This window comes from Nocardioides nitrophenolicus (genome assembly GCF_016907515.1).
Taxonomy (GTDB): Bacteria; Actinomycetota; Actinomycetes; order Propionibacteriales; family Nocardioidaceae; genus Nocardioides; species Nocardioides nitrophenolicus.
In genome coordinates, this window is the sequence record NZ_JAFBBY010000001.1 from 2,662,343 (window position 1) to 2,688,265 (window position 25,923).

Below are 25,923 nucleotides of genomic sequence, written 5' to 3' on the forward strand. Positions count from 1 at the left end.
TGATCCTGGTCCGCAGCGAGTGCCGCCAGCCGGCCAGCCCGGAGGGCACGGTCAGGCCCGCGCCATCATGTAGCCCGCACCGCGCACGGTCACCACCTGCGCGGCGCCGATCTTGGCGCGCAGCCGCTGCACGGTGACGTCCACGACGTGCGGGTCGCCCCACGACGCGCTCCCCCACACCAGCTCGAGCAGCTGCGTGCGGCCGAGCACGATGCCGGCGTTGTCGAGGAAGGCCGTGAGCAGCCGGAACTCGGTGGCCGACAGGTCGACGGGTACGCCATCGCGCTCGACCGTCATCCCGTCGACGTCGATCCGCAGCCCGTCGCGCTCCACCACGCGCGCAGGACCGGAGCCTCCGCGGCGGCGGAGCAGGGAGCGCAGCCGTGCCTCCAGCACGTCGCCGTCGAACGGCTTGACGACGTAGTCGTCCGCGCCCGCGTCGAAGCCGACCACCTGGTCGCGGGGCAGATCGCGGGCGGTGAGCAGCAGCACCGGCAGCTCGCCGTCGGCGCGGATCCGCTCGGTCAGCCGCAGCCCGTCGAGCTTCGGCAGCACGACGTCGACGACGGCGACGTCCACCGGCTGGGTGACGTAGGTCGTCCAGCCGGCCTCCCCGTCCGCGGCCGTGACGACCCGGAAGCCGCGCGACTCGAGGACCAGGCGGGTCGTCGTACGCAGGTCGTCGTCGTCCTCGACCAGCAGGACCAGCGGCGACTCCACGGCGACGGTGTCAGCCGGCCTTCTTGGCGGCCCGCTTGGCGGCCCGGGCGCGCAGCTCGGCCTTGTCGAGCGCGTCGGCCTCCTCGGGCGTGGGCGCGGAGCCGCCGAACCGGGCGGGCGTCCACCAGCTGCCGGGGGCCTTCTCGGCCTCGGGGTACTCGGCGATGACCTCGTCGAGCATCCGCTGCATCACGGTGCGCAGCTCGGCGGTCTCGGCGTCGACGTCCTCGCCGGTGGGGTACATCGGCTCGCCGACCTTGACGATGATCGTCTTGGCGGAGCGGGAGAAGTCCTTCGGGTGGTCCTTGGTCATCAGCCGGTGCGCACCCCACACGATCACCGGGATGAGAGGTACGCCGGCGTCGGCGGCGATCCGGGCCGCGCCGGACTTGAGCTCCTTGATCTCGAAGGAGCGCGAGATCGTGGCCTCGGGGTAGATCCCGACCACCTCGCCGGCCTTGAGGTAGGCCAGCGCGTCCTTCATGGCCTGCAGGCCCGAGGAGCGGTCGACCCGGATGTGGTGGAAGGACCGGAGCAGGTGACCCACGCCGGGCGCGTCCATCATCTCCTTCTTGATCATGAACCGCACCAGCCGCTTCTGCGGCTCGGCGCCGGCGCCGGCGTAGATGAAGTCGATGTAGCCGGTGTGGTTGATCGCCATCAGCGCCCCACCCTTGCGAGGCACGTTCTCCGAGCCGGACACGACGACCTTCTGCCGCATCAGCTTGAAGAGCACCTTGGCGGTGACGATGACGGGCGGGTAGGTGATGTCGAGCACCGGTGAAGTCTGACAGGCGCGCCCAGCAGATGCGACTGCATGTCGCGCAGACCCCTGCTCCGGTCTTGAGCCTGGCGAACAAAACGCGGAACCCGAGAGGGCGATTCGGCCGGGCTGCCGATCGATCGTCTGCGCAGAACCCGGCGCCCTGGTCTGACAGGTGCGCCCACGGAGCGGACCACTCCGCAGCTCGCTTCCTTCGTCTCGACCCGGCTGATCGCCGGTGACGACCCGGTGGTCGAAATCTATGCGACGACCGACCGGCGTGACCTGGGCGCGGGCGGCCGGACTGGCGCCGCTGCCGGTCGGGTCGCGCGAGCGGCTTGTCTGCGGTCCGCTGACCGTCAGGGATAGAAGATCAGGTAGGCGTCGTCTGGGTCCGCGCTGACGCAACCGAGTGGATCAGTCACGTCCGCATCCGTTGGGCTCTGTGCGATCCCTCCCGAACCTTCGATGGTGGTGCCGAACCTGACGGGTCCGAGACCGGGAAAGGCGATACCACTGGTGTCGTCCAGGACCTCGGACCCGGCCGGTGCGATGAGCAGGAGACCGTCGAGCGTGACGCATCCGTCCGCGTTCAGGTCGAGGACGCCGCGGATGCGAGCCTGCGGTACCAGGCTGTCAGCAACCCTGACGATGAGGCCCACGCGCGGGCCTACCGCGGGTCCAGGGCGAACCGAGTCGTCGTCGGACTGCTGGCCCCATGCGTGGATCGCGGTCGCGGACAGTCCGGCAACAGCGACGACGGTGGCGACAGCGCACAAGGGCCCAACCAGGTGCCTTCGAGGTCGCGAGTGGTCTCGGCGGACCTGGCGCAGATCACCGAGCGGTGGAGTCGCTGCTGCGACGCGGTCGTACATCACCCGCAACTGACTCTCGAGCTTGGGACGCGTTGAGTGGTTGTCGATCATTTCTCGTCCTCGGTGTAGATCAATCGCAGTGCCCCGAGAGCTCTCGAGGCTGTGGACCGCACAGCGCCGGCGCTGATGGCGAGAACGTCGGCGATCTCGGAGTCTGTGAGGGATTCGAAGTAGCGCAGCGCGAGCACCGCCCGCTGCCGAGGGGCAACCGACGAACTGCTTGCCAGAGCGCCTCGCGCATCTCCCATGCCTCTTGATCTTGGGGGCTCGTCCCGCGTTCGCCGGGCAAGGTGCCCCACTCGCCGGCGGGGGTGACCTTCTCCCGCTGCAGCCGGCGGCCGCGGTCGATGCACTCTGACACGACGGCACGGCGCGCGTAGGCCCGCGGGTGCTCGATCTCGTGCCAGTGCTTGAAGACCTTGATCAGAGCTGACTGTGTGGCGTCCTCGGCGATGTCAGGGTCGCCGCTGACGGCGTGTCCCAGTCGCTTCATCGTGTTGCCATACGAGCGCACGAACGCGGCAAAGTCGGCCCGCTCGTCGGTGGCAACCATGCTCGTAAGACGAACGGCCGGTCGATTCTGTTGCGTCTGCGATCGAACTATTCCGCAGCAAGCCCGACAGACGACTGGCAGCCAGCCGACAATCAGCGATTTGCGAACAGAACGGAACGGTCTCAAGGGATTCACGTGGTGGTGCATTCACGCTTGGCCTCCGAATCCGATCGTGAAGGAGCAGATCGATGCCACGCATGAAGTCTTCAGCGGCCCGGTTGAGCAGTGTTCTGATCGTGGTTGGTCTTGCCCTTACCTCGATGGTCGCGGCAGGCGGAAACGCCCGAGCCGAGCAGGATTCAGACTACGAGATCAAGGTCGGCGTGCGCGCTGCCGCTGACCGACAGGGCACGCTGCGTCTGCGTGGCACGGACGCCGATGGCTCCGCGCCGCTCTCGCTGTCGGATGAGGCCGAGCACGATCTCGCGGCCACGGCTTTGAGCACCGGGCGGCCGGTTGAGGAACTCCGCGAGGAGGCCTCGAGGCTGCCTGCCTTCGAGAAACTGCTGGTCCGTCTTGATGAAAGGTTTCCCGGAGGGGTGACCGGCTCTGCGATCAATCGAGACCACCGGGGGGTTGTCTTCTGGTTGCAGACAGCCGGCTCGCCGTCTGCTGCGTTGATCGCCGCGATCGAGGAAGCTGACCTCGGGGCGGTCGAGGTGTCATTCGGGGCACCAGCGAGCGCATCGGATCTGGAAATGGCCTCCGAAGCGTGGAGCGCAGTCGCGGGAAACGCTCCAGCGGTCCTCGTGTCGACGGCTAGCCGCTACGACCCGTCCTCCGGCAAGCTCGTCTTCGAGTATTCGCCCGCCGAGGGTGCTTCGTCCGAACAGGTGGCGGCGGTCCTGGACGAGGCGTTTACCAGGTCGGCCAGGACCCAGGCAGACGGGCTCCTCCCGGCCCCCGTCGAGCTGCTGCAGGTCAAGGCGAATCTCTTGGTTGAGCAGACCGTCGTTCAAGGCGGTCGCGATCTGTTTCGAAACGGTGGCAGGTGGTGTACCGCAGGGTTCACCGCTGCGCGAACCAGCAACGGGAACCGGGGAGTCACGACCGCCGGGCACTGCGGCGGATCACTCGCCTACAACAATCTGTCCGGCGTCATCACGGCCGATCCATCTCAAAGCGCCTACCCGACTTACGACACCCAGTTTCATCGGACCCTGACGGGCAACGGACACACGACCAACAACCAGTTTCGCGCGACCGCTACCGAGGACCGGGTGCCGAGCTTGGTGCAGAACGCGCCAGTCGGCACTGCGGTCTGTCACTGGGGTGGCACGAGTGGCTACAGCTGCGGCACGGTCGCTCTGACGAACACATGCCTGTCAGGCACGTGTGGACTCGATATCGCAAACGGGCCGACCTGCCTCGGTGGCGACAGCGGCGGACCATGGTTCTATGCGTCGATCGCCCGAGGTACGCATGTCGGCATCGACCAGTACAACAGGTGTGTGTTCACACGGATCGGACGAGTCGAGAATGCCTTGGGGGTCACGATCCTGCAGTGATCCGAGGTGTCACCGTGCGTCGACCGACGCCGGCGTGACCTGGGCGCCGGTCGCGGTGGCCTGACTCAGCGCCGGGTGGCGAGGAAGTCGGCGATCCGCCCGATCGCCTCCTCGAGCACCTCGACATCGGGCAGCGTCACCAGCCGGAAGTGGTCGGGGGCGAACCAGTTGAAGCCGGTGCCGTGGGTGACCAGGATCTTCTTGGCTCGCAGCAGCTCGATGACGAACGCCTCGTCGTCCTCGATCGGGTAGACCTCGGGGTCCAGGCGCGGGAAGCAGTAGAGCGCGCCTCGGGGCCGGACCGAGGAGACGCCGGGGATCTCGTTGAGCAGCTTGTCGGCGAGCATGGCCTGCTCGTAGAAGCGGCCGCCGGGGACGATCAGCTCGTTGATCGACTGGTAGCCGCCGAGTGCGGTCTGGATGGCGTGCTGCGCCGGGACGTTGGCGCACATGCGCATGTTGGAGAGCGTGGTGAGGCCCTCGAGGAAGTCCTCGGCGAGCTCCTTGGGCCCGGAGATCATCACCCAGCCGGCGCGGTAGCCGCACACCCGGTAGGCCTTGGAGAGGCCGCTGAAGGTGAGGCACAGGACGTCATTGCCGGCGGCCGCGGCGGCGTGGTGGTGCTCGGCGTCCTCGAAGAGGATCTTCTCGTAGATCTCGTCGGCGAAGACGACCAGGTCGTGGCGCCGGGCGATGTCGACGAGCTTGGCGACCATGTCCTTGCTGTAGACGGCACCGGTGGGGTTGTTGGGGTTGATGATCACCAGGCCGTGGGTGTTCTCGGTGATCTTCGACTCGATGTCCTCGAGGTCCGGCATCCAGCCGTTCTCCTCGTCGCACCGGTAGTGGACCGGCGTGCCTCCGGACAGCGACACCGCGCCGGTCCACAGCGGGTAGTCGGGGGCGGGGACCAGGATCTCGTTGCCGTCGTCGAGGAAGGCCTGCAGGACCATCGAGATCATCTCGGACACGCCGTTGCCGACGAAGACGTCGTCGACGGCGGTGTCCTTGAGGCCCCGCGACTGGTAGTACTGCGCGACGGCGGTGCGAGCGGAGTAGATGCCGCGGGAGTCGGAGTAGCCCTGGGCGTCGGGCAGGTTGTGCACCATGTCGGCCACGATCGCCTCGGGTGCCTCGAAGCCGAAGGGTGCCGGGTTGCCGATGTTGAGCTTGAGGATCTTGTGACCCTCGGCCTCGAGGCGCTGAGCCTCGACGAGGATCGGTCCCCGGACGTCGTAGCGGACGTTGCGAAGCTTCTGGCTCTGGCGGATCTTGCGCACGAAGGCCATCCTCTCAGGTCCGCGCCACCGATTTCCGGCTCGCTCACCGCCGTACCATCGAGACGTGGCCCGGACCACGGTTCCGCTCACCCTCGACCTGCTCGACGCCCTGTTCGCCGACGCGGACGCGCCGTGCCGCACCTGCCTGTTCTGGGAGCGCGAGCCGGTGCACCGCGAGCGCCTCGCTCCCGCCGAGCGCGCCGCCGAGAAGGAGGCCTGGGTCTCCGAGCTGCTGCGCGAGTGGGGCTCCTGCGGGCGGGTCGCGCTGGTCGACGGCCGACCGGTCGGGTACGTCGTGTACGCACCCGCGTCGTACGTCCCCGGCGCCGCCGCCTTCCCCACCGCGCCGGTGTCCGCGGACGCGGTGCTGCTGACCACCGCGTGGGTGCGCCCCGACCAGGTCCGCGGCGGGACCGGGCGGCTGCTGGTGCAGGGCATGGCCCGCGACCTGGTGGGGCGCGACGGGATCCGTGCGGTGGAGGCCTTCGCCCGCACCGGTCGGCTCGGCTCCGGCCGCGTCCCCGACTGCGTGGTGCCCGAGGAGTTCCTGGCGCGGGTCGGCTTCAAGACCCAGCGTGCCCACCCGAGCACCCCGCGGATGCGGATGGAGATGCGCTCGCTGGCGACCTGGCGCGAGGAGGTCGAGGCGGCCTGGGAGCGCCTGGTCGGCGTCGTACGACGGCCCAAGCACGCGCCGACCCCGGTCAGTCGGCGCTGACCTCGCCCACCTCGGCGACCTCGGCCCGCCAGCTGCCGTCGACCAGGGCCAGCTCCACCCGCAGCGGCCGGTCCCGGGTCGCGACCAGCACCGTGGCCGCGTCGGGGCCGGAGACGGCGAGGCCGGCGGCCAGTGCCTCGCCCGGCACGGCGTCCTGGGCGGCGGCCAGCTGCGCGCGGCGGGCAGCGTCCGGCTCGGTGAGATGGTCCACCGGCGCCGTGACGGGGACCAGGTCGTCGACCCGCCACTGGGAGCGGTACCGGCGCAGGTGGAGGACCACGCCCGAGGGGTCCTCGGCCCGGTCGACGAGGACCAGGACGTCGGCGGAGGCGCCGTCGATGCCCATCAGCCCGGCGCCCGCGATCGTCACGGGCGCCGCCGGGTCGGTGCCGCCGTCGACGGCGTGCCGGTAGAGCCGGGCGTAGTGCGGGGTCATCAGGTCGACCGCGTCCGGGATCTCGCCGATGATCTGCTCCGCCGCGGTCGCGGCCAGGCTCAGCGCCGCACCCCGCTCCTCCTCCCCGATCACCAGGGCGACGGCGCTCGGGGTGCTGCTCGCACTGGTCGGCGGTGGCTGTACCCGCGATGGCGGCACCTCGCGTCCGCTGAGCAGCACCGCGAGCACGACGGCGGTGGCGACGACGAGGAGCAGCGCGAGGATCGGGGGCAGGGCCTGCCGGAGGTCCGGTGGGCGCCGTCGTAGGGCGGAGTGGTTCCCCATGAGTCCTCCGGTTGATCGGGAGCGAGGACATTCTGGGGGCTGCGGAGCCACCCGGTGGCGGAAATGCGAAAGCCCCCGGTCCGGGGACCGGGGGCTCTCGAGGCTGACGTTAGAGATTCCGCGGGTAGGCGCCGCCTGCTGCGCGCCGCGACACGCGCACGCTGGCGGCGTTGGCGTCGCTCGATGGGCGGCCAAGCACGTCTTCGCTCCGCCGCCTTGCCATCGCACGCGTCTCGCGACGCTCGCGACGACGCCGCCTACCCGCGGAATCTCTTAGTTGATGAAGTCGGCGAGCTCGTTGAGGATCGCGGCCTTCGGACGGGCGCCGACGATGGTCTTCACGACCTCGCCGCCCTGGTAGACGTTGATGGTCGGGATGCCGGTGACCCGGTACGACGCCGGGGTGACCGGGTTCTCGTCGACGTTCATCTTGAAGAACGTGATCTTGTCGCCGTGGGTGCCGGCGATCTCGTCGAGGATCGGGGCGACCTGGCGGCACGGGCCGCACCACTCGGCCCAGAAGTCCACGAGGACGGGCTTGTCGGACTTGAGGACCTGCGCGTCGAACTCGGCGTCGGTCACGGCGGAGATGTTGTCGGCCACGGTGGGCACCCCTTCGGGATCTAGGTGAACGTGAAGTCTGTTGATGGAACCTACGCGGTGACCGGGGCATTCCCGGCGGTCGCGGCGGCGTGGTCGAGCTCGGCGATGAACCGCTCCGCGTCGAGGGCGGCCGCACAGCCGGTGCCGGCGGCGGTGATCGCCTGGCGGTAGGTGTGGTCGACCAGGTCACCGGCGGCGAAGACACCCCGGATGTTGGTGGCGGTCGAGCCGGGCTGGACCAGGACGTAGCCGTTGTCGTCGAGGTCGACCTGACCGACCAGCAGCTCGGAGCGCGGCTCGTGGCCGATCGCGATGAACAGGCCGGTCGCGGGCAGCTCCGAGGTGGCGCCGGTGACGGTGTCCTTGAGGGTCAGCGACTCCAGCGAGTCCTCGCCGTTGATCGACTCGACGACGGAGTTCCACACGATCTCGAGCTTCGGGTCGGCGAAGGCGCGCTCCTGCATGATCTTCGAGGCGCGCAGCTCGTCGCGACGCACGATCAGGGACACCTTCGAGCCGAACCGGGTCAAGAAGGTGGCCTCCTCGACGGCCGAGTCGCCGCCGCCGACGACCGCGATGTGCTGCTCGCGGAAGAAGAAGCCGTCGCAGGTGGCGCAGTAGGAGACGCCGCGACCGGAGAGCCGCTCCTCGTTGGGGAGGTCGAGCTTGCGGTAGCCGGAGCCGGTCGACAGGATCACCGCGCGTGCGGTGTAGGTGTCGGTGGCGGTCTTCACGACCTTGATGTCGCCGGTGAGGTCGACCTCGACCACGTCGTCGGCGACCAGCTCGGCGCCGAACCGCTCGGCCTGGGCGCGCATCTCGTCCATCAGCGCCGGGCCCTGGATGCCGTCACGGAAGCCGGGGAAGTTCTCGACCTCGGTGGTGTTCATCAGGGCGCCGCCGGCGGTGACCGAGCCCTCGAAGACCAGCGGGTTCAGCTGGGCCCGCGCGGCGTAGATCGCGGCGGTGTAGCCGGACGGCCCGGACCCGATGACGATGACGTTGCGGGGTTCGGACGGGGCGGACTCGGACATGGGACTCCCAACGGGATCTGGCCAGGACGGACACTTCGACAACGAGATCGTAGGCCGCGAGATTCCCGAGCGCCCGTCCGGTCCGGTGTGGGCTCAGCCGGTGGCGGCGAGGGTGGTGGAGTGGAGGACGTCGGCGGTGCCGCAGGTGAGCACCTCGGCGACCTGGGTGGAGCCGACCGGGGCGCGGAAGGCGACGACCGCCGGCTTGCCGTCGTACTCGACGCCGACGAGGTGGCCGGCGCCGTAGCTCGCCGCGCCGCACATGAAGTCGGCGGGCGCGGTCAGGGTCGTGCCGGTGTAGTCGGCGGTGCTGGGGTGCGGCAGCAGGACGTGCTGGAGCGCGACCAGGTCCTCGCGCAGGTGGGTGATCCGCACCTCCCGCAGCGGCTGGTCGGTGGCCACCCGCCGCGGCTCGACCGAGAGCCGGTCGCCCTGCTCCTCGACGGCGCCCGGCGCGGCCGCGGACTCCGTCGCGGCCTCGGGCGCCGCCTCCTGGGCGGAGCCGCCGGCGGCGTCGCGGCTGGTGTCGTCCTGGGCGGCCTTGCTCGCGGCGGTGAGGTCGTCACTCTGGTGGTCCGAGGCGATCCCGACGCCGACCGCGACCACGGCCACCGCGGCCGCGGCGCCGAACAGCATCCGGACCCGCCGGCGCCGGCGCAGCGCCGCCGGGTCGAGGGGGACGACGACCGCCTCGGGGTGGGACTCGTGGACGCCGCCCAGGGGGCGGGTGCCCGACACGCGCTCGGTGGCGAGCCCGGCGATCACGTCGTCGAGCCGGGCGGCGACGTCGCCCGGCATCCGCACCGGACCGCCGGCGTCCGCGAGGGCGCGCCGGACGGCGTCCTCCTGGGCGGGGGTCAACGGCTCGTGGGCGTCGGTCATGGGGGGAGTTCCTGGCACGGGGGTCCCCGGTGGGGACGGGACGGATGGTCAGTCGACGGCGGTCCCGGCGGGTGGTCCGCGGGGCGCCACCGATCCGACGTCCGGCGGGCGGGTCGGGTTCCCGCCGTCGTGCGGCCGGGAGTCGGTCTCCTCTCCCGCGAGGTCGAGGACGTCGGCGAGCAGGACGGCGAGCCGCGCCCGGCCCCGCGAGCAGCGGCTCTTGACGGTGCCTTCGGCGCAGTCGAGGATCTGGGCGACCTCGGCGACCGGGTAGCCCTCCATGTCGACCAGCACGATCGCGGCCCGCTGCTCCTCGGGCAGGGTGCGCAGCGCCGCCAGCACCCGTTCGCGCCGGTCGACGGCGAGACCGTGCTCGGCGGGATCGATCGCGTCGGCGACGGTCTCGCGACGACCGGTTCCGAGGTCGTCGAGGTCGTCGGGCAGCGGCTCGGTGCGGCGTACCTTGTCGGCGCGGAGGCGGTCGAGGCAGGCGTTGACCACGACCCGGTGCAGCCACGTGGTGACCGCGGCGTCGCCGCGGAAGGTGCCGGCCCGGCGGAACGCCGACACCAGGGCGTCCTGGAGCGCGTCGGCGGCGGTCTCGGGGTGACCGCAGGTGCGCAGCGCGACCGCCCACAGCCGGTCGCGGTGCCGGGTGACCAGGGTGCCGAAGGCGGCCGGGTCACCCGCCACGTGGGCGGCCAGCAGCTCGTGATCGGTCAGCATCGCGCCGGCCTCACTCACCACGGACCACCACCTCGGAGACCTGGGCCCGGAAGCCGCCGGAGACCTCCGGCAGGGCCGTCCACCACAGGACAAGGTAGCGAGCCTTCACCGGTTGCGCAGGGGTGAGGTTCAACCTGCCGCCTCCGGTCGCCTCCGCGACGGGATCGCCGGTGGGTGCGGCGGTGGGCGCCGCGGTGCCGTCGACGGCGTACAGGCCCACCTGGTTGGACGTCATCAGGCCGTCGTCGAGCATCCGCAGCTCGACCGTCGCGACGGTGCGGGTGCCACCCAGGTCGAGGACCAGGCCGACGCCGGTCTTCAGGCCGGTGGGCCCGAGCTGCTGGAGATAGGTGTCGGTGCGCCAGCTGGTCCTCGGGTCGCCGTCGAGGACGTCGCCGGCCAGGGAGCCGTTCTCGTCGCCGTCGGTGCCGAGCGGATCGAGCGCTCCGGCCGTGACGCCGTCGAGCGGGGCGGCCCGGCCGGCGGTGGTCGTCGTGGTGGGGGTGGGGGCCTCCTGGGGGTCGCCGCCGAGAGCGGTGCGGCCCCGGCCGAGGTTGAACGCGATCGCGACCGCCACCAGCAGCAGGACGGCGAGCGCCACCGCCATCGCCAGGCGCAGCCAGCTCCGCCCGGGCACGCTCTCGAGGCTGTCGGTCGACTCCTGGGCGTCGGGACCGGTGTCGGTCTCCCACGGCCAGAAGCCGGTCGGGGTCGGGCCACCAGGTGGGCCACCCGGCTCGGACGGGACCGGCGGCAGCCGGCGCCGCCCGCCCGGCGGGTCGGGCGCGAACAGCGGCCGCTCGGGCAGGTCCTCGAACGGCGGTGGCGGCGGCGGTGGGGTGCTCCGGGTGCGCAACCAGGTGACGTCCTCGTCGTCGCCGAACACCGGCATCCCGGCCTCGGTGGGCAGCTCGGTGACCAGCGGGATCGGTGGCTCGTCCTCGGACTCCGGCTCCAGATCGGGCTCGGGCTCCGGCTCGGGCTCCGGGGCCGGCGGGACGACCGGGATGTCGTCGCGCGAGGCGTCGTGGGGCAGCGGGTCGGCGAGGGCGGGCAGCCAGACCGGACGGAGCTCGTTGATCGGCGGGATCGCCCGGGCCAGCCGGGCGGGCGCACCGGCCGGGTCGCCGACGAAGGCGAGCAGCTCGGCGGCGATCGCGGCGGCCGAGGAGACGTCGGGGTGCTCACCGCCGCGCCGGCGCCAGCGGGGCACGGCGCCGCGCTGGTCCAGCTCGCGCCACAGGACGTCGAGCGGCTGGGGCACGCCGGCGACCACCTGGCGCGGGCTCAGGGTGAGGTCGTTCTCGCGGGGCGCGGCGGGGACGATGGAGCCGGAGGGCCCCGGCCAGGTGCCGGTGAGGGCGCAGTGGAGCAGGCCGCCGAGGTCCTCGAGGTCGCCCTGGACGTCGCCGGGCGAGAGTCCGTGCAGCGCGGCGTCGACGCACATGCCGATGATGCGCACCGCGCCGTAGCGGTCGATGAGGACGTTCTCGGGGTTGAGCCGGCCGTGGGTCACGCCGGCGGCGTGCGCGCGGGCGAGTGCGTCGGCGACGTCGGCGACCAGCCAGGCCGCGTTGCGCGGGGTCAGCGGTCCGTCATGGGTGACCAGGATGTCGAGCGAGATGCCGGTGCCCCACTCGTTGACCACGAAGCAGCGCCCGTCCTCCTCCTCGGCGTCGAGGACGCGCAGGATCCGCGGGTCGAGGACCTGGGCGGAGGTGCGGGCGGCCTCGACCAGCTCGTGGGCGCGCGGATCGTCCTGGGCGATGACGTGCAGCGCGACGTAGCGCTCGAGCACCCGGTCGTGGGCGCGCCAGAACCGCCCCCCGCCGCTCTCGCTGAGCAGGTCGATCAACCGGTAGCGGCCGGCGAGGACATCGCCCGACCGCGTCGACGTCGCCACCTCGATCCCCCTGCCGATCCGCCCTCGAGTCCCTCCGGTCACCTTAGGACACGCCGTCAGCCCGGGTCAGCCTCGGCGCAGGCGCCTGGTGACGGTGTCGGCGACGGACGTCACATCGTCGAGGCCCAGGGGCCGCGCGACGCCCAGCAGGACCGCCGCCGCGCCGCTGCTGACCACGGCCACCTCGAGCGCCGCCCACAGCCAGTTCGGGTCCGGGCCGACGAGCTCGACCACGGTGTCGGTCACCACGATGTCGAGGAAGCGGGCGACCACGAAGACGACCACGCACGCGGCCAGCAGCCGCAGCAGGAAGCCGCGCCGGTGCCACACCGCGCCTCGGGGCATCCCGCCGCGGCGCAGCGTGCGGAGCAGGACGACGGACGAGAGGGTCGCGCCGACGGTGTACGCGCCGCCGTACGCCAGGACCAGCATCGGCGAGGTGTCCCACGGGTCGACCCGGCTGACGAAGAGCACCGCCAACCCGATGTTGGTGGCCGCGATCGCGCACTGCACGAAGAACACCAGGCGGTTGAGCTCGAGCGCGTAGAAGCCGCGCAGCACCAGGTAGTGGACGGTGAACGCGACGACCGCGAAGCCGAAGAGCACCATCGAGGACTCGAAGCGGTGGACGTACGGCGCGGTCGCGCCGTGGCCCCACACGACCTGGGCGAGCGGCAGCGCGATCGAGGGCAGCAGCGCCGCGAACGGCATCACGACGGCCAGCGCGGTACGCAGGGTCGCGCCGAGCGTGGTGGCGAGCCGGCCCATGTCGGAGGCCGCGGCGGCGGCCGAGAGCCGGGGCAGGATCGCGGTCGCCAGGGAGACGGTGATGATCGAGTGGGGGACCATCGTCACGAGCATCACGTTGGAGTAGATCGTGATGCCGGTGCCGTCCTCCGCGGCGGCGGTGCCGCCCGAGGCGAGCCGCACCACGACGACGTACGCGACCTGGTTGACGATGACGAAGAGCACCGTCCACACGGCGAGGTGCAGGGTGTGGCCCAGTCCCACGCCACGCCAGTCGAACCGTGGGCGGACCCGGACCCCGGCCGCGCGCAGGTAGGGCACCAGGATCAGCAGCTGGGCCGCGATGCCGACGGTGGAGCCGATGCCGAGCAGGGCCTCCTGGCCGGACGTGAAGGCGCCGCGCTGCTCGGCGGGCGTCGCTGGCCCGAACGCGACCAGGTAGGCGACGAGCACCGCGACCGAGATGACGTTGTTGGCGATCGGCGCCCACATCATCGGGCCGAACCGGCCGCGGGCGTTGAGCACCTGCCCGACCAGCACGAACATGCCGTAGAAGAAGACCTGGGGCAGGCAGTAGCGCGCGAAGTCGATGGCCGACTGGCGCTGCTCGGCCAGCTCCGGGGCGTTGTAGCTCGGCACCAGCACCTGCATCACCAGCGGCGCGGCCACCACGAGCCCGACCGTCACCAGGCCCAGGAAGCAGGCGGCGAGGGTCATCACCCGGTTGACGTACGCCGCGCCCCCGTCGGGGTCGTTCTTCATCGACCGCACCAGCTGCGGCACCAGCACCGCGTTGAACACCCCGCCCGCGAGCAGGATGTAGAGCATGTTCGGCACCGTGTTGGCCACGGTGAAGATGTCGGCGTGCAGCGACACGCCGAGCGCCGCGGCCAGCAGGGTCGAGCGGATGAAGCCGCTGAACCGGGACACGATCGTGCCCGCCGCCATCACCGCGGTGTTGGCGAGGATCCTGCGCTGCTCCCCGCCGGTCGTGCTGTCGGTGTCGCTCACGCCGTGGCCTCGGCGGAGTCGGCGGGCCCGTCCTCGCCCCCGCGGGAGCGGAACCGGCGGACCAGGCGGATGCCGATGGCCAGGAACAGGATCCCCGCGCCGGTGCCCATGATCGCCCAGATCACCACCCCGACCTGGCCGGAGCGGATCGGCAGCTCGGCCTCGGCGCCGATCGGCGTGCCGTCGGCGTCGGTGAGGCGGAGCCGGACGTTGTGGACGCCGGTGCCGTGCATGTCGGCGCTGATCGGCACCGACGAGCGGCTGTTGGCCGCCAGCACGATCGGGTTGGCCGCCTTGATCGTGGCGTCCTCGTCGGTCGCGGCCTCGATCCGCACCGTGACGGCGTGGTCGAGGGTGTTGGCGATGGCGACGTTGAAGCTGCCGGAGCTGCTCGACAGGGTGACCCCCTGCGGCGCGCTGAGACTCACCATCTCGAGCTGGTCGGTCACCCAGGAGCGCGACCGGTCCAGCCGCGGGCCGGCGTCGGAGTCGTCGCGCATGGCGTACGACGTCCCGGCGAGCGCCTCGCCGACCAGCGTGTCGCCGATGGCGTACCCGTCGCCGAGGATGCTCTGCAGCGAGCGACCCGAGCGGATCAGGGCGCCCGCCTCGCTGAACACGCCGGCGTCGAGCTGGGCGGACACCTGCCCCTCGGGATAGGTGAGCTCGTCGGGGTCGATCTGGCTCTCGTCGGTCCCCAGGTGGGTGATCGTCGGCAGCGAGACCAGGGAGACCAGCGCCGGGTCCAGCCCGGCCCAGAACTCGGAGGCCCCGGCCGCGTCGATGGTGGAGGGGAGGACGACGACGAGCGGGTCGGCCTGCCCGTCCGGGGTGCGGCCGGCCGCGGCGGCGAGGATCCGGACCGTCGCCTCGCTGAGCAGCCGCTGCCGCAGGGCGACCGGCGCCAGCACCCGGTCGGGTCCCGGGCCGCCCTTCGCGGTCGCCGTGCTGGTCGGTACGACGGGCCGGTCACCGACCCGGCCGCGGGCCGGCGGGCCGTCGGGATAGTCCTGGGCGCCGAACATCTGCTCGCCCAGCAGCACCGTCGCGTCGTCGTCGACCTTGTCGATCGCGGCGGCGTCGAGGTAACCGTTGCGCGAGGCGACGACCGGGGTCCCCTCGACGCCCCAGGCGGTGAGCGTGGCCGACGGGTGCTTGCGGGCGGTGGGGTACAGGCTGGGCAGGGCGCGGGCCGCGGCCGCCAGGTCGGGGTCGCCGTAGGGCAGCACGGCGACGGCGTCGTCGGGCAGCACGGTGCCGGCCTTGTCGAGCCAGGTCTGGGCGGCGCGGACCAGCGGACTGTCGGGCTGGAGGGTGGCGCCACCGACCTCCGCGCCGTCACCACCGCCCTCGCCCGCCGAGCTCGCCGATCCGCTCGGCGAGGGGCTCTCGCTCTCCGACGGATCGTCGGCCGGCGCGACCGGCGTGATCTCGCGGACCGGGTTGCCGGCGGCGAGCTGGCTCACCGCGTCCGGCACCGCGGGATCGACCAGCCAGGTCACCGGCTTGGTGCCGCTGGCCGCTCCGAACGCGAGCGGGCCGCCGAGGGTGCCGTCGGGCGCGAGCGCCTCGTCCCACCAGCTGGTGCGGCCGAGCTCGCCGTCGGCGGAGTGCGCGACCCGACCCCGCAGCGGCACCACGACCGAGGTGTCGACGGGGGCACCGGCGCCGGGGGCGACGTACGGGAGGAAGGTGCGGGCCCGGCCGTCGGCGAGCGTGTCGCGGCCGTCGGCGTTCTCGCCGAGCGCGTGGACGCCGAACCAGTAGACGCCGGTGGTGGGGCTGGTGAACTCCTCGCGCAGGACGCGTTGGGGGATCCGGATCGTGTACGTCTGGGTCTCGCCGGGCCCGAGCGACGCGACCTCCGCGCGCACCGCGAGGTCCTCGGTGTAGCGCTTGCCGACCTCGGCCTCGGGGTCGGTGGCGATCGCCGCGGTCAGCTCGTCCTCGGTCGTCATCGGCGGCGCGCCGGACCCGAACATCGGGTAGAGGTTGATCCGCTGCCAGGTCTCCAGGTCGACATTGGTCACGGTGCCGCGGACCACGAGCGGGCCCTTGGTCGGCAGCACCCCGGGGGTGAGCGCGTCGATGCTGACCTCGAGCGGCGGGTCGTACGCCGCGTGCTTCGGCGCGGTCGCGGGCTCCGCCTGCGCCGACGCGGGCGGCGTACCGGTCGCGAGCACGAGAGCGGTCGCCAGACCTGCGAGCAGGCGAGAGCGACGGCGGACCACGGACCGAGGGTAGTAGGGCCGCCTGAGTGCCTCGGCCTAGACTCTCCGCCCGTGACCGACACGCCCGACCAGACCCTCGCCGGTGCCCCGCTGCGGCTGGTCGACGTCCAGGCCGCGGTCGCCGCCGAGCTGGACCGGATCGCCCCGGTGATCGACGAGCTCGGCGGGCTGTTCGCCGCCGCGGGTCACGAGCTGGCGCTCGTCGGGGGGCCGGTCCGCGACGCGATGCTCGGTCGCCGGTCGAACGACCTCGACTTCACCACCTCGGCCCGCCCGGAGCAGACCGACCGGATCCTCAAAGCGTGGGGCGACGCGTGGTGGGACATGGGGCGCGACTTCGGCACCATCGGCTGCCGCAAGGGCGACTGGGTGGTCGAGGTGACCACCTACCGCTCCGAGGCCTACGACCCCGACTCCCGCAAGCCCGAGGTGCAGTACGGCGACAGCCTGGCCGGCGACCTCGGTCGCCGCGACTTCACCGTCAACGCGATGGCGGTGCGGCTGCCGGGCCGCGAGCTCGAGGATCCCTACGGCGGCGTGGTGGACCTCGCTCACCGGGTGATCCGCACCCCCGGCACTCCCGAGCAGTCCTTCTCCGACGACCCGCTCCGGATGATGCGGGCCGCGCGCTTCGCCGCCCAGCTCGGCTTCTCGGTCGACCCCGCGGTGGTGCGGGCGATGACCGAGATGGCCGACCGGATCGAGATCATCTCCGCGGAGCGGGTGCGCGACGAGCTGGTGAAGCTGGTCTGCGCGCCCCATCCCCGGCTCGGGCTGGAGCTGCTCGTCGAGACCGGGCTGGCCGACCGGGTGCTGCCCGAGCTGCCGGCGCTCAAGCTGGAGCGCGACGAGCACCACCGCCACAAGGACGTCTACGAGCACACCCTGACCGTGCTGGAGCAGGCCATCGACCTCGAGCCCCGGCTGGCCGCGCGGGCGGGCCTGCCGGCCGGCCCGGACTTCGTCTCCCGCTTCGCCGCGCTCATGCACGACGTCGGCAAGCCGCGGACCCGCCGCTTCCAGGACGACGGCGTGGTCACCTTCCACCACCACGACGTGGTCGGCGCGAAGCTGACCCGCAAGCGGATGAAGGCGCTGAAGTTCAGCAACGACCAGATCGACGCCGTCGGCGACCTGGTCGAGCTGCACCTGCGCTTCCACGGCTACGGCTCCGGCGAGTGGACCGACTCGGCCGTGCGCCGCTACGTCCGCGACGCCGGCAGCCAGCTCGAGCGGCTGCACGTGCTCACCCGCGCCGACTGCACGACCCGCAACAAGAAGAAGGCCGACCGGCTGCGGCGTACCTATGACGACCTGGAGGCCCGGATCGACCGGCTCTCCGCCGAGGAGGAGCTGGCATCGATCCGCCCGGACCTCGACGGCAACCAGATCATGGACCTGCTCGGGATCGGTCCGGGCCGCGAGGTGGGCGAGGCGTACAAGTTCCTGCTGGAGCTGCGCCTCGACAACGGCCCGATGTCGGAGGAGGCCGCGACCGCCGCACTGCGGGAGTGGTGGGCCGCGCGCGGCTGAGCCGCGGCTACCACGGCACCGGCCCGGCGGCGTCGAAGAAGCTGCCCGACGGCCCGGTGTCGTCGAGCAGCGCCGCCCGCACCACCACCTCGGCCGCCTCCTCCGCCGGGGTCGGCGCGGCCGCCCGGTTCTCGGGCCCACCGAGGTCGGTGCGCACCCACCCTGGGCAGACCGAGTTCACCTTGACCCGGGTGCCGGCGAGCCTCTTGGCCAGGGCGACCGTCAGGCCGTTCAGGGCGGCCTTCGACGCCTGGTAGGCCGGCACCACCAGGGAGTGGTAGGGCGAGGCCGGGTCGAGCTGGTCGCTCAGCGAGCCCATCCGGCTGGACACGTTGACCACCCGGCCCCGGTCCGAGCGGACGAGCAGCGGCAGCACGGCCTGGGTCACCCCGACCGCTCCCAGCACGTTGGTGCGGAAGGTGCGCAGGAAGAGGTCGGGGTCGAGCGGGTCGGCGGCGTCGGTGGCGGTCGCCTCGGGGAGGATGCCCGCGTTGTTGACCAGCACGTCGAGCCGGCCGTGCTCGCGCCGGATCCGCTCGGCGGCGGCCGTCGTACTCGTCGCGTCGTCGACGTCGAGCGGCACGGCACTGGCCCACACGCCTGCGGTGCGCAGCTGGGTCACCGCGGCGCGGGCCCGGTCCGGGTCGCGGGCGCCGATCACCACGGTCAGGCCCTCCTGGCCGAGCCGTCGGGCCGTCGCGAGGCCGAGGCCGCGGTTGCCGCCGGTGACCAGGGCGACTCCTGGGTTCGTCATCGTCGTCATGGGGTCCAGGCTCGCGGTGGTCGGGGGTGCGGGTCTGGCGGCAATCGGACGTCGCACCCTGTGACCGGGGTCACGTACCACCGGTACGCTACCAGCGGGTAGGTTGCCCGGGACCGCCCTGCTCCGACGGAAGGCACCACCATGGCCGACACCTACGAGAAGCTCCTCGAGGACACCATCGAGATCTCCGCTCCCGCCGAGCAGGTCTGGAGCCTGGTCACCGACATCCCCGCGATGGCGAAGTGGAGCCCGCAGGTCGTGAAGTCGAGTGTCAAGGGCGGCGTGGTCAAACAGGGCGCGACGTTCAGCAACCTCAACAAGCAGGGCCTCAAGCGGTGGCCGACCGGCGGCAAGGTGGTCCGGTTCCAGCCGCCGACCGCCACGACGCCGGGCGAGTTCGCCTTCCGGATCCGCGAGAACCGCACCGTGTGGTCCTTCGAGCTCGAGCCCACCGCCGACGGCCGCACCCGGCTGACCGAGCGCCGCGAGACCCCCGAGGGCATCTCCGGCGTCTCGATGCTGCTGACGAAGGTGGTGCTCGGCGGCCAGAAGCCGTTCACCGCCGAGCTGCGCCGCGGCATCCGGCAGACCCTCGAGCGGATCAAGGCCGAGGCCGAGGCCGGGGCCTGAGCCCGGACCCCGCGCCGAGCCCGACCGCACGTCTGGTCTCATAGGCGCGTGACCGAGGACCGCCCCAAGCCGCAGCGGCCGAAGGCGGTCCCCGCCACCAGCCCCGCGACGAGGATCGCGACCCTCGCCGTCGTCCTCCTCGTGCTCGTCGGGGTGGCCGTCGCGCTGCTGCTGCAGGACGACCACCGACCGTCCGGCTCCGGCCCGGAGAACCCGGTCACCACGGTGCCCCCGCCGCCCACGACCGAGCCGACGCCGACCGCTCCCCCGCCGCCGCCCACGACGAGCGTCCCGCCGCCGACCGCGCCCACGACCTGCCCCACCCCGGCCCCGGTCCAGCTGACGGTGATGACCTTCAACATCCACTACGGCACCGACCACCGCGGCCGGGTCGAGCTGGACCGGATCGCCGCCGAGATCCGCGGCTGGGACCCGGACGTCGTCCTGCTCCAGGAGGTCGACAAGGGGCGCCCGGTCAGCGGCAACCTCGACCAGGCCGCGGTCCTCGGCACCAAGACCGGTCTCAACCACGTCTACGGCGGCAACTCCCGCAACACCGGTGCCGGCCCCCGTGGCAACGCGATCCTGACCCGGTTCCCGATCACCTCCGCCACCAACACGCACCTGCCGATGGCGGGGGGCAAGGAGCTGCGCGGGCTGCTCCACGCGCAGCTCGACGTGGCCGGCGTACCGGTCAGCGTCTATGCCAGCCACTTCGACCACCGGGGCCGCAAGGCCCGCCGGGTGCAGGCCAAGACCGTCGTCCAGCAGCTCGCCGCCGACCCGCTGCCCAAGCTCTTCGGCGGCGACCTCAACACCGGTCCCGACTCCCGCCCGATCGCCATCCTCACCGGCGCCGGCCTCGGCGACTCCTGGGCCGTCGGCTCCGGCAAGGGCGCCACCGTGCCCGCCGACCGCCCCGGCAGCCGGATCGACTTCATCCTCCACGACGCCTCGTTCACGCCCGTGCAGGCCGAGGTGCTGTACTCCGCGGTCTCCGACCACCGCGCCGTGTGGACCCGGATGCGGCTGCAGCCGCGCGCGGCCTGCTGAGCCGCCGGTCCGGTCCTTCCGTCGCACCCGGCGATCGGGTCGTGGTCCCCCGCGATCGGCGACCCGGATGCCGGGTACGACGCACCCCGGCGTCCCCGCGACCGCCCGGAACGCGCAACGGCCCGGCTCGCGAGTGCGAGCCGGGCCGTTGCCGGTGGAGCGGGGAGCGTCAGACGCCCTTGATGAAGGCCTCGAGCTGGGCGCGACCCTCGGTGTCCTCGATCTGCACCGGCGGGCTCTTCATGAGGTACGCCGACGCGGGGATGATCGGGCCGCCGACGCCGCGGTCCTTGGCGATCTTGGCCGCGCGGACGGCGTCGATGATGATGCCGGCGGAGTTCGGGGAGTCCCAGACCTCGAGCTTGTACTCGAGGTTGAGCGGGACGTCACCGAAGGCGCGACCCTCGAGGCGGACGTAGGCCCACTTGCGGTCGTCGAGCCACGCGACGTAGTCGGACGGGCCGATGTGGACGTTCTTGTCGTCGACCTTGCCGGCCAGCGGGCCGTTGAGGTTGGACGTGACGGCCTGGGTCTTGGAGACCTTCTTGGACTCCAGGCGCTCGCGCTCGAGCATGTTCTTGAAGTCCATGTTGCCGCCGACGTTGAGCTGGTAGGTGCGGTCCAGCGTCACGCCGCGGTCCTCGAACAGCTTCGCCATCACCCGGTGGGTGATGGTGGCGCCGACCTGGGACTTGATGTCGTCGCCGACGATCGGGACGCCGGCGTCCTCGAACTTCTTGGCCCAGACCGGGTCGGAGGCGATGAAGACGGGGAGCGCGTTGACGAAGGCCACGCCGGCGTCGATGGCGCACTGGGCGTAGAACTTGTCGGCCTCCTCGGAGCCCACCGGGAGGTAGGAGACGAGGACGTCGACCTGGGCGTCCTTGAGCGCCTGGACGACGTCGACCGGCTCGGCCGCGGACTCCTCGATGGTCATCCGGTAGTACTTGCCGAGACCGTCGAGGGTCGGGCCACGCTGGACCTCGACACCCAGGGTCGGGACGTCGGTGATCTTGATGGTGTTGTTCTCCGAGGCGTTGATGGCCTCGGACAGGTCCTTGCCGACCTTCTTGTCGTCGACGTCGAACGCGGCGACGAACTCGACGTCGCCGACGTGGTAGTCGCCGAACTGGACGTGCATGAGCCCCGGGACGGTGCTCGCGGCATCGGCGCCCCGGTAGTACTGCACGCCCTGGATGAGGGACGTGGCGCAGTTGCCCACGCCGGCGATCGCTACTCGAACCGAACCCATGGGGTTTCCTTCCTTGCTACTCATGACATCTCGTGAATGATCAGGTGCTGACCTGTTCCGTGGTGCGGTACCGGTCAGGACGGCGTCGACGGTGCTGCTGAGGTCGGCGTCTCCGGTCCGGGTGCTGCCTGCTGGCCGGTGCGCTCGGCGTTGATGAGCTCGGAGAGCCACCGGACCTCGCGCTCGACCGACTCCACCCCGTGACGCTGCAGCTCGGCGGCGTACCGGTCGGCCTCGGCCTGCGTCATGGCCAGCTCGCGCTGGACGCGGTCGAGCCGCTCCTGGAGCCGGGAGCGACGTCCCTCGAGGACGCGCAGCCGGATCTCCATGTCGGTGGAGGAGAAGAACCGGAACCGGATGTCGAAGTTGTCGTCCTCCCAAGCGGTCGGACCCACCTCCGACATCAGGCGCGAGAACTCCTCGGTGCCCAGGTCGGTCACCTGGTAGACGATCCGCTGCCGACGGGTCTGGGGACCCGAGGGCACGGTCTCCTCGATGAGGTTGCCACGGAGCATCTTCTTCAGCGCGGGATAGAGCGAGCCGTACGACAGCAGCCGGCCCCAGCCCAGCATCAGGTTGAGCCGCTTGCGCAGCTCGTAGCCGTGCATGGGTCCCTCGTGCAGCAGTCCGAGGACTGCGAGCTCGATGGTGTCCCCGCGCCGTGCCATGCGATCTATCGTAGCGATATATCCGCAGGACGTGAACTCGCGATGGATCGGGAGTGTCGGGACGGGTGCTCGGCACCCGCCTGCAACCGATCGGCGGTTCGCTCCGTAGGAGGGACATGAGCACGGACGTGTGGGACCAGGTGGCGGCCGCCCTCGAGGCGGGGTACGACGACGAGCCGGCCCCGCGCGAGCCCGGCGGCTACGTCGCGGCCGGCCGCCGCCGGCTGCGCAACCGGCGGCTGCGGCTCGGCGCCGCGGGGGCGGTGCTGGCGGCCGCCGCTGTCACGGTCGCCCTGCTCCCCGACGGCGCCGCTCCCCGGAGCACGCCCGATCCCACGCCGGTGGTCCAGCAGCCGACCCCGACCGCGACGGAGGCCGAGCCGACCGCGCCGACGGAGCCGACGGAGCCGGCCGAGAAGGTCTCCGACGTGCTCGTGCCCGGCCAGCAGGTCGGCTACGACGGCCACGGCAACGTCGTGCTGCGCCGCGGCTGGCGGGTCGTGCGGGAGGTGCCGAACCCGCTCGACCGGGTCGCGCCGGAGGCGTCGGCCGGTCTCGTGGTGACCGACGGCGACCGCACCTACTGGTACCTCCTCGACCACACCGTCGACGGCGGCGGCGCGTCCTGGGACCCGGCCGGGTCGCGGCACCCGCGCTTCGAGCAGTGGCTGGACGACATGGTCGACCTGCAGCGCGGCACCGAGCCGGAGGGCTATGTCGCGTTCGCGGCCGACGGCACCCTGACCCCCGGGGTGGGCGTGCGGATCCTGCGGCAGTGGCCCGACCAGGACCTCCGCGGGCTCCCCGGCTTCGCCGCGCCCGGCGACCGGACCGCGGTGGCCAAGGTGGTCGTCGACGGGCGGGTGGCGTTCGTGCTCGCCCGGCAGACCGGGGGCGGGCCCACCGACGCGATCCCGGTCGACGCGGAGCGGCTTCCCGAGCCGACGCTCGCGGCCTTCCTCGCCTACGCCCGCGAGCGGTACGCCTCCGGCGAGGGGCTGCGGTGAGCTCGCGGGAGGAGCGCGACGCCGCCTTCACGGCCTTCGTCGAGGCCCACCAGGTCCGGCTGCGCCGGATCGCGTACGCCGTGTGCGCCGGCGAGTGGGACCGGGCCGAGGACGTGCTGCAGACCGCGCTGGCCAAGCTCTACGTGAGCTGGCCGCGGCTGCACGCCGCGGGCACCGAGCTGGCGTACGTGCGCCGGATCATCGTCAACGCCGACCTCGACGAGCGGCGCCGGCCGTGGCGCCGGGAGCGGCCGGGCCTGGACGGCCACGACGCCGCGGCCCGGGACGGCCTGGGCGTCGCCGAGCGCACCGACCTGCTGGCGGCGGTGCGGGCGCTGCCACCGATGCAGCGTCGGGTGGTGGTGCTGCGGCACTGGCTCGGGCTGTCGGTCGCCGAGACGGCCGCCGAGCTCGGGATCGCGGAGGGGACGGTCAAGAGCCAGTCGTCCCGGGCGCTCGCGGCGCTGCGGGGGCAGATCAGTCGGAAATCGGTCGGCTGAGCGGCGCGCCGTACCCTGTCCTGCGTGGTTCAGGGAAAACGGAAGTCCGGAGCGCCGACCAAGCGGTCGAAGTCGCGCACCAAGGACCGCACGCCGCGGACCTGGAAGCAGCGGCTCAAGAGGTTCACCATCTGGGGGCTCATCGCCTGCGTGGTGATGGCGCTGCTGGGCGCGGCCGGCTTCTTCATCGCCTACCGGTCGATCGACATCCCCAAGCCCAACGCCGAGTACCTCACCGAGACCACCCAGGTCTACTACTCCGACGGCAAGGGCAAGCTCGGTCAGTTCGCGGTGCAGAAGCGCGATGCGATCGACTACGACGAGATGCCGCAGACCATGAAGGACGCCGTGGTCGCGGCCGAGAACCAGACCTTCTGGACCGACAACGGTCTGGACCCCAAGGGCATCCTGCGCGCGGCGTTCAGCAACGCCCAGGGCAACGCCACCCAGGGTGCGTCGACGATCACCCAGCAGTACGTCAAGATCCTGTACCTCACCCAGGAGCGCACCTGGAAGCGCAAGCTCAAGGAAGCGATCCTCTCGCTCAAGGTCAAGAACCAGCTGAGCAAGCAGGAGGTGCTCGAGGGCTACCTCAACACCATCTACTTCGGCCGCGGTGCCTACGGCATCCAGGCCGCGGCCCAGGCGTACTTCGCCAAGAACGCCGCCGACCTCAACCTCAAGCAGTCCGCCGCCCTGGCCGCGATCCTCAACAACCCCAACGGGCTCGACCCCGCGGACGGCGAGGACGTCGCCCAGCGCCTGCTCGGCCGCTACCAGTACGTGCTCGACTCGATGGACAAGATGGGCACCGCCCCGGCCGGTGAGGTGTCCCAGGCGCGCGAGGCGCTGCCGAAGTTCCCGCAGATCAAGCAGAGCGCGCAGTACGGCGGCCAGCGCGGCCACGCGCTGACCATGGTCCGCAAGGAGCTGATCCGGCTCGGGTTCAGCGAGCAGGAGATCAACGGCGGCGGCCTCCAGGTCACCACCACGTTCACCAAGAAGGCGATGACCGCGGCCGCCGAGGGCGTCGCCGAGCAGCGCCCCGAGGGCTTCGGGCCCAAGCAGCTCCACGTCGCGGTCGCCTCGGTGGAGCCCGGCACGGGCGCGGTGCGCGGCTTCTACGGCGGCCAGGACTACCTGGAGTCCCAGATCAACTGGGCGGTCGCCGGAGGCCAGGCCGGCTCGACGTTCAAGCCCTTCGCGCTCGCCGCGGCGATCGAGTCCGGCTTCGAGCTCAAGGACACCTTCGACGGCAACTCGCCCTACGACCTGCCGGGCGGCGGCCGTCCGGTGGAGAACCAGGGTGACCGCAGCTACGGCCGGGTCAACCTGATCAAGGCCACCCAGGACTCGATCAACACCGCCTACATCGACATGACGCTGGCGATGCCCGACGGGCCCAAGCAGATCATCCGCACCGCCAACGCGATGGGGATCCCGCCGGCCGAGCCCGCCTCGCCGGCGTACGGCATCCCGACCTCGAGCCCCGGCCTGCAGCCCAACACGGGCGTCGCGCTGGGCTCGCAGACGGTCAGCCCGATCAACATGGCCAACGGCTACGCGACCATCGCCAACCGCGGTGTCGCGGCCGAGGCCTACATCATCGAGAAGGTCGTCGACCGCGACGGCGTGGTCCGCTTCGACCACAAGCTCGCCACCCACGAGGCCCTCTCCGAGGGCATCTCCGACGACGTCGGCTACGCCCTGCAGCAGGTCGTCAAGGCCGGCTCCGGCTCGGCCGCGCTCGGCCTGCGCCGCCCCGCCGGCGGGAAGACCGGCACGGCGACCAACGGCAACGGCGAGGTCTCCTCGGCGTGGTTCGTCGGCTACACCCCGCAGCTGGCGACCGCGGTGATGTACGTGCGCGGCAAGGGCAACGAGCAGCTCAAGGACTGGCTGCCGTCGTACTTCGGCGGCTCCTATCCCGCGGAGACCTGGACCGCGGTGATGACCCGCGCGCTCGAGGGCGAGGACGTCGAGAGCCTGCCGGGCGCGGCGTACGTCAAGGGCGAGGCGCCCAGCGACGGCCACGAGTACGTGCCGCCGCCGCCCCCGCCGCCGAAGAAGACCAAGAAGCCCAAGGAGCCGAAGACCATCAAGACCCAGGAGCCGGAGCTGCCGCCTCCGCCTCCGCCGACCACGGAGGCCCCGCCGCCGACCACCGAGGCGCCGCCGACCACGCCTCCCGTGACCCCGACGGCGCCGGCGACCGTCGGCAGTCCGCGCGTGCGCGACTAGG

24 protein-coding genes and 1 pseudogene are annotated in these 25,923 nt (G+C 71.9%); 8 read left to right on the forward strand and 17 right to left on the reverse strand.

The genetic code is table 11. From position 1 onward, the window contains the following. Window positions 1–51: 51 nt before the first annotated feature. From JOD66_RS12910 to JOD66_RS29740, 5 genes and pseudogenes are all read right to left on the reverse strand, one after another. On the reverse strand, window positions 52–720 hold the full coding sequence (locus tag JOD66_RS12910) for a response regulator transcription factor (RefSeq protein ID WP_204837269.1): 669 nt from the start codon (window positions 718–720) through the stop codon (window positions 52–54). 10 nt (window positions 721–730) lie between these two features. Further along, window positions 731–1,498 carry a lysophospholipid acyltransferase family protein gene (locus tag JOD66_RS12915; protein ID WP_204837270.1) on the reverse strand — a complete coding sequence of 256 codons (768 nt, stop codon included), beginning with the start codon at window positions 1,496–1,498 and terminating at the stop codon, window positions 731–733. A gap of 344 nt (window positions 1,499–1,842) precedes the next feature. After that, window positions 1,843–2,145: a hypothetical protein gene (locus tag JOD66_RS12920; RefSeq protein WP_204837271.1), complete on the reverse strand. Its 303-nt coding sequence runs from the start codon at window positions 2,143–2,145 to the stop codon at window positions 1,843–1,845. Between the two features lie 260 nt (window positions 2,146–2,405). Then, window positions 2,406–2,606 carry a sigma factor-like helix-turn-helix DNA-binding protein gene (locus JOD66_RS29735; RefSeq protein WP_372442562.1) on the reverse strand — a complete coding sequence of 67 codons (201 nt, stop codon included), beginning with the start codon at window positions 2,604–2,606 and terminating at the stop codon, window positions 2,406–2,408. 86 nt (window positions 2,607–2,692) lie between these two features. Continuing rightward, window positions 2,693–3,058: pseudogene (locus tag JOD66_RS29740) on the reverse strand (RNA polymerase sigma factor); the annotation flags it as partial. Between the two features lie 41 nt (window positions 3,059–3,099). Between JOD66_RS29740 and JOD66_RS12930 the strand changes: the two are divergent. Then, window positions 3,100–4,419: a S1 family peptidase gene (locus tag JOD66_RS12930; protein ID WP_204837273.1), complete on the forward strand. Its 1,320-nt coding sequence runs from the start codon at window positions 3,100–3,102 to the stop codon at window positions 4,417–4,419. 65 nt (window positions 4,420–4,484) lie between these two features. Here JOD66_RS12930 and JOD66_RS12935 read toward each other — a convergent pair whose 3' ends face one another. Further along, window positions 4,485–5,708, reverse strand: coding sequence for a pyridoxal phosphate-dependent aminotransferase (locus JOD66_RS12935; protein ID WP_275579821.1), 1,224 nt, complete (start codon window positions 5,706–5,708; stop codon window positions 4,485–4,487). A gap of 55 nt (window positions 5,709–5,763) precedes the next feature. Between JOD66_RS12935 and JOD66_RS12940 the strand changes: the two genes are divergently transcribed. Then, entirely contained in the window at window positions 5,764–6,417 is a 654-nt protein-coding gene (locus JOD66_RS12940) for a GNAT family N-acetyltransferase (RefSeq protein WP_204837275.1), read from the forward strand. On the opposite strand, the gene JOD66_RS12945 is transcribed toward JOD66_RS12940, so the two are convergent. The 8 genes from JOD66_RS12945 to JOD66_RS12980 form a co-directional block, all read right to left on the reverse strand. Continuing rightward, window positions 6,404–7,138, reverse strand: a complete 735-nt coding sequence (locus JOD66_RS12945; protein ID WP_204837276.1) for a hypothetical protein — start codon at window positions 7,136–7,138, stop codon at window positions 6,404–6,406. The two genes, JOD66_RS12940 and JOD66_RS12945, sit on opposite strands and share 14 nt — an antisense overlap. A 273-nt stretch (window positions 7,139–7,411) precedes the next feature. After that, a complete protein-coding gene (gene trxA, locus JOD66_RS12950) occupies window positions 7,412–7,741 on the reverse strand; it encodes a thioredoxin (protein ID WP_307823485.1) in 330 nt (109 codons plus the stop codon). A 50-nt stretch (window positions 7,742–7,791) separates the two neighbouring features. Then, on the reverse strand, window positions 7,792–8,775 hold the full coding sequence (gene trxB / locus JOD66_RS12955) for a thioredoxin-disulfide reductase (protein ID WP_204837277.1): 984 nt from the start codon (window positions 8,773–8,775) through the stop codon (window positions 7,792–7,794). Between the two features lie 93 nt (window positions 8,776–8,868). Next, the gene (locus JOD66_RS12960) at window positions 8,869–9,657 is read right to left on the reverse strand and encodes a hypothetical protein (RefSeq protein WP_204837278.1); all 789 of its coding nucleotides are present in this window, start codon (window positions 9,655–9,657) and stop codon (window positions 8,869–8,871) included. Between the two features lie 48 nt (window positions 9,658–9,705). Then, window positions 9,706–10,383, reverse strand: a complete 678-nt coding sequence (gene sigM, locus JOD66_RS12965; RefSeq protein WP_205126364.1) for an RNA polymerase sigma factor SigM — start codon at window positions 10,381–10,383, stop codon at window positions 9,706–9,708. A 10-nt stretch (window positions 10,384–10,393) separates the two neighbouring features. Then, window positions 10,394–12,286 (reverse strand): protein kinase family protein, encoded by a 1,893-nt coding sequence (locus JOD66_RS12970; protein WP_204837279.1) that lies wholly within the window; start codon window positions 12,284–12,286, stop codon window positions 10,394–10,396. Window positions 12,287–12,352: 66 nt separating this feature from the next. Next, on the reverse strand, window positions 12,353–14,044 hold the full coding sequence (gene murJ / locus JOD66_RS12975; RefSeq protein ID WP_307823488.1) for a murein biosynthesis integral membrane protein MurJ: 1,692 nt from the start codon (window positions 14,042–14,044) through the stop codon (window positions 12,353–12,355). Then, a complete protein-coding gene (locus tag JOD66_RS12980; protein ID WP_204837280.1) occupies window positions 14,041–16,275 on the reverse strand; it encodes a DUF6049 family protein in 2,235 nt (744 codons plus the stop codon). The genes murJ and JOD66_RS12980 overlap by 4 nt, the downstream gene beginning before the upstream one ends. Before the next feature lie 90 nt (window positions 16,276–16,365). Between JOD66_RS12980 and JOD66_RS12985 the strand changes: the two genes are divergently transcribed. Beyond that, entirely contained in the window at window positions 16,366–17,808 is a 1,443-nt protein-coding gene (locus tag JOD66_RS12985) for a CCA tRNA nucleotidyltransferase (RefSeq protein ID WP_239546223.1), read from the forward strand. A 7-nt stretch (window positions 17,809–17,815) separates the two neighbouring features. Here JOD66_RS12985 and JOD66_RS12990 read toward each other — a convergent pair whose 3' ends face one another. Next, window positions 17,816–18,571: an SDR family NAD(P)-dependent oxidoreductase gene (locus JOD66_RS12990; RefSeq protein WP_239545227.1), complete on the reverse strand. Its 756-nt coding sequence runs from the start codon at window positions 18,569–18,571 to the stop codon at window positions 17,816–17,818. 141 nt (window positions 18,572–18,712) lie between these two features. Here JOD66_RS12990 and JOD66_RS12995 point away from each other — a divergent pair, with 141 nt between their 5' ends. Next, complete coding sequence (locus tag JOD66_RS12995) at window positions 18,713–19,201, forward strand: SRPBCC family protein (RefSeq protein WP_204837282.1); 489 nt, start codon at window positions 18,713–18,715, stop codon at window positions 19,199–19,201. A gap of 48 nt (window positions 19,202–19,249) precedes the next feature. Continuing rightward, a complete protein-coding gene (locus tag JOD66_RS13000; RefSeq protein ID WP_204837283.1) occupies window positions 19,250–20,254 on the forward strand; it encodes an endonuclease/exonuclease/phosphatase family protein in 1,005 nt (334 codons plus the stop codon). A gap of 169 nt (window positions 20,255–20,423) precedes the next feature. Here the strand turns inward: JOD66_RS13000 and JOD66_RS13005 are convergent, their stop codons facing one another. Both JOD66_RS13005 and JOD66_RS13010 read right to left on the reverse strand, forming a co-directional pair. After that, window positions 20,424–21,506, reverse strand: coding sequence for an inositol-3-phosphate synthase (locus JOD66_RS13005; protein WP_204837284.1), 1,083 nt, complete (start codon window positions 21,504–21,506; stop codon window positions 20,424–20,426). Window positions 21,507–21,580: 74 nt separating this feature from the next. Next, window positions 21,581–22,174: a PadR family transcriptional regulator gene (locus JOD66_RS13010; protein WP_204837285.1), complete on the reverse strand. Its 594-nt coding sequence runs from the start codon at window positions 22,172–22,174 to the stop codon at window positions 21,581–21,583. A gap of 116 nt (window positions 22,175–22,290) precedes the next feature. On the opposite strand from JOD66_RS13010, the gene JOD66_RS13015 reads away from it, so the two are divergent. The 3 genes from JOD66_RS13015 to JOD66_RS13025 are packed head-to-tail and all read left to right on the forward strand — an operon-like array spanning window position 22,291 to window position 25,922. Further along, window positions 22,291–23,181, forward strand: coding sequence for a hypothetical protein (locus JOD66_RS13015; protein ID WP_204837286.1), 891 nt, complete (start codon window positions 22,291–22,293; stop codon window positions 23,179–23,181). Further along, window positions 23,178–23,681: a SigE family RNA polymerase sigma factor gene (locus JOD66_RS13020; RefSeq protein WP_204837287.1), complete on the forward strand. Its 504-nt coding sequence runs from the start codon at window positions 23,178–23,180 to the stop codon at window positions 23,679–23,681. The genes JOD66_RS13015 and JOD66_RS13020 overlap by 4 nt, the downstream gene beginning before the upstream one ends. Window positions 23,682–23,705: 24 nt before the next feature. Beyond that, on the forward strand, window positions 23,706–25,922 hold the full coding sequence (locus JOD66_RS13025) for a transglycosylase domain-containing protein (protein ID WP_307823489.1): 2,217 nt from the start codon (window positions 23,706–23,708) through the stop codon (window positions 25,920–25,922). Window position 25,923: the final 1 nt, after the last annotated feature.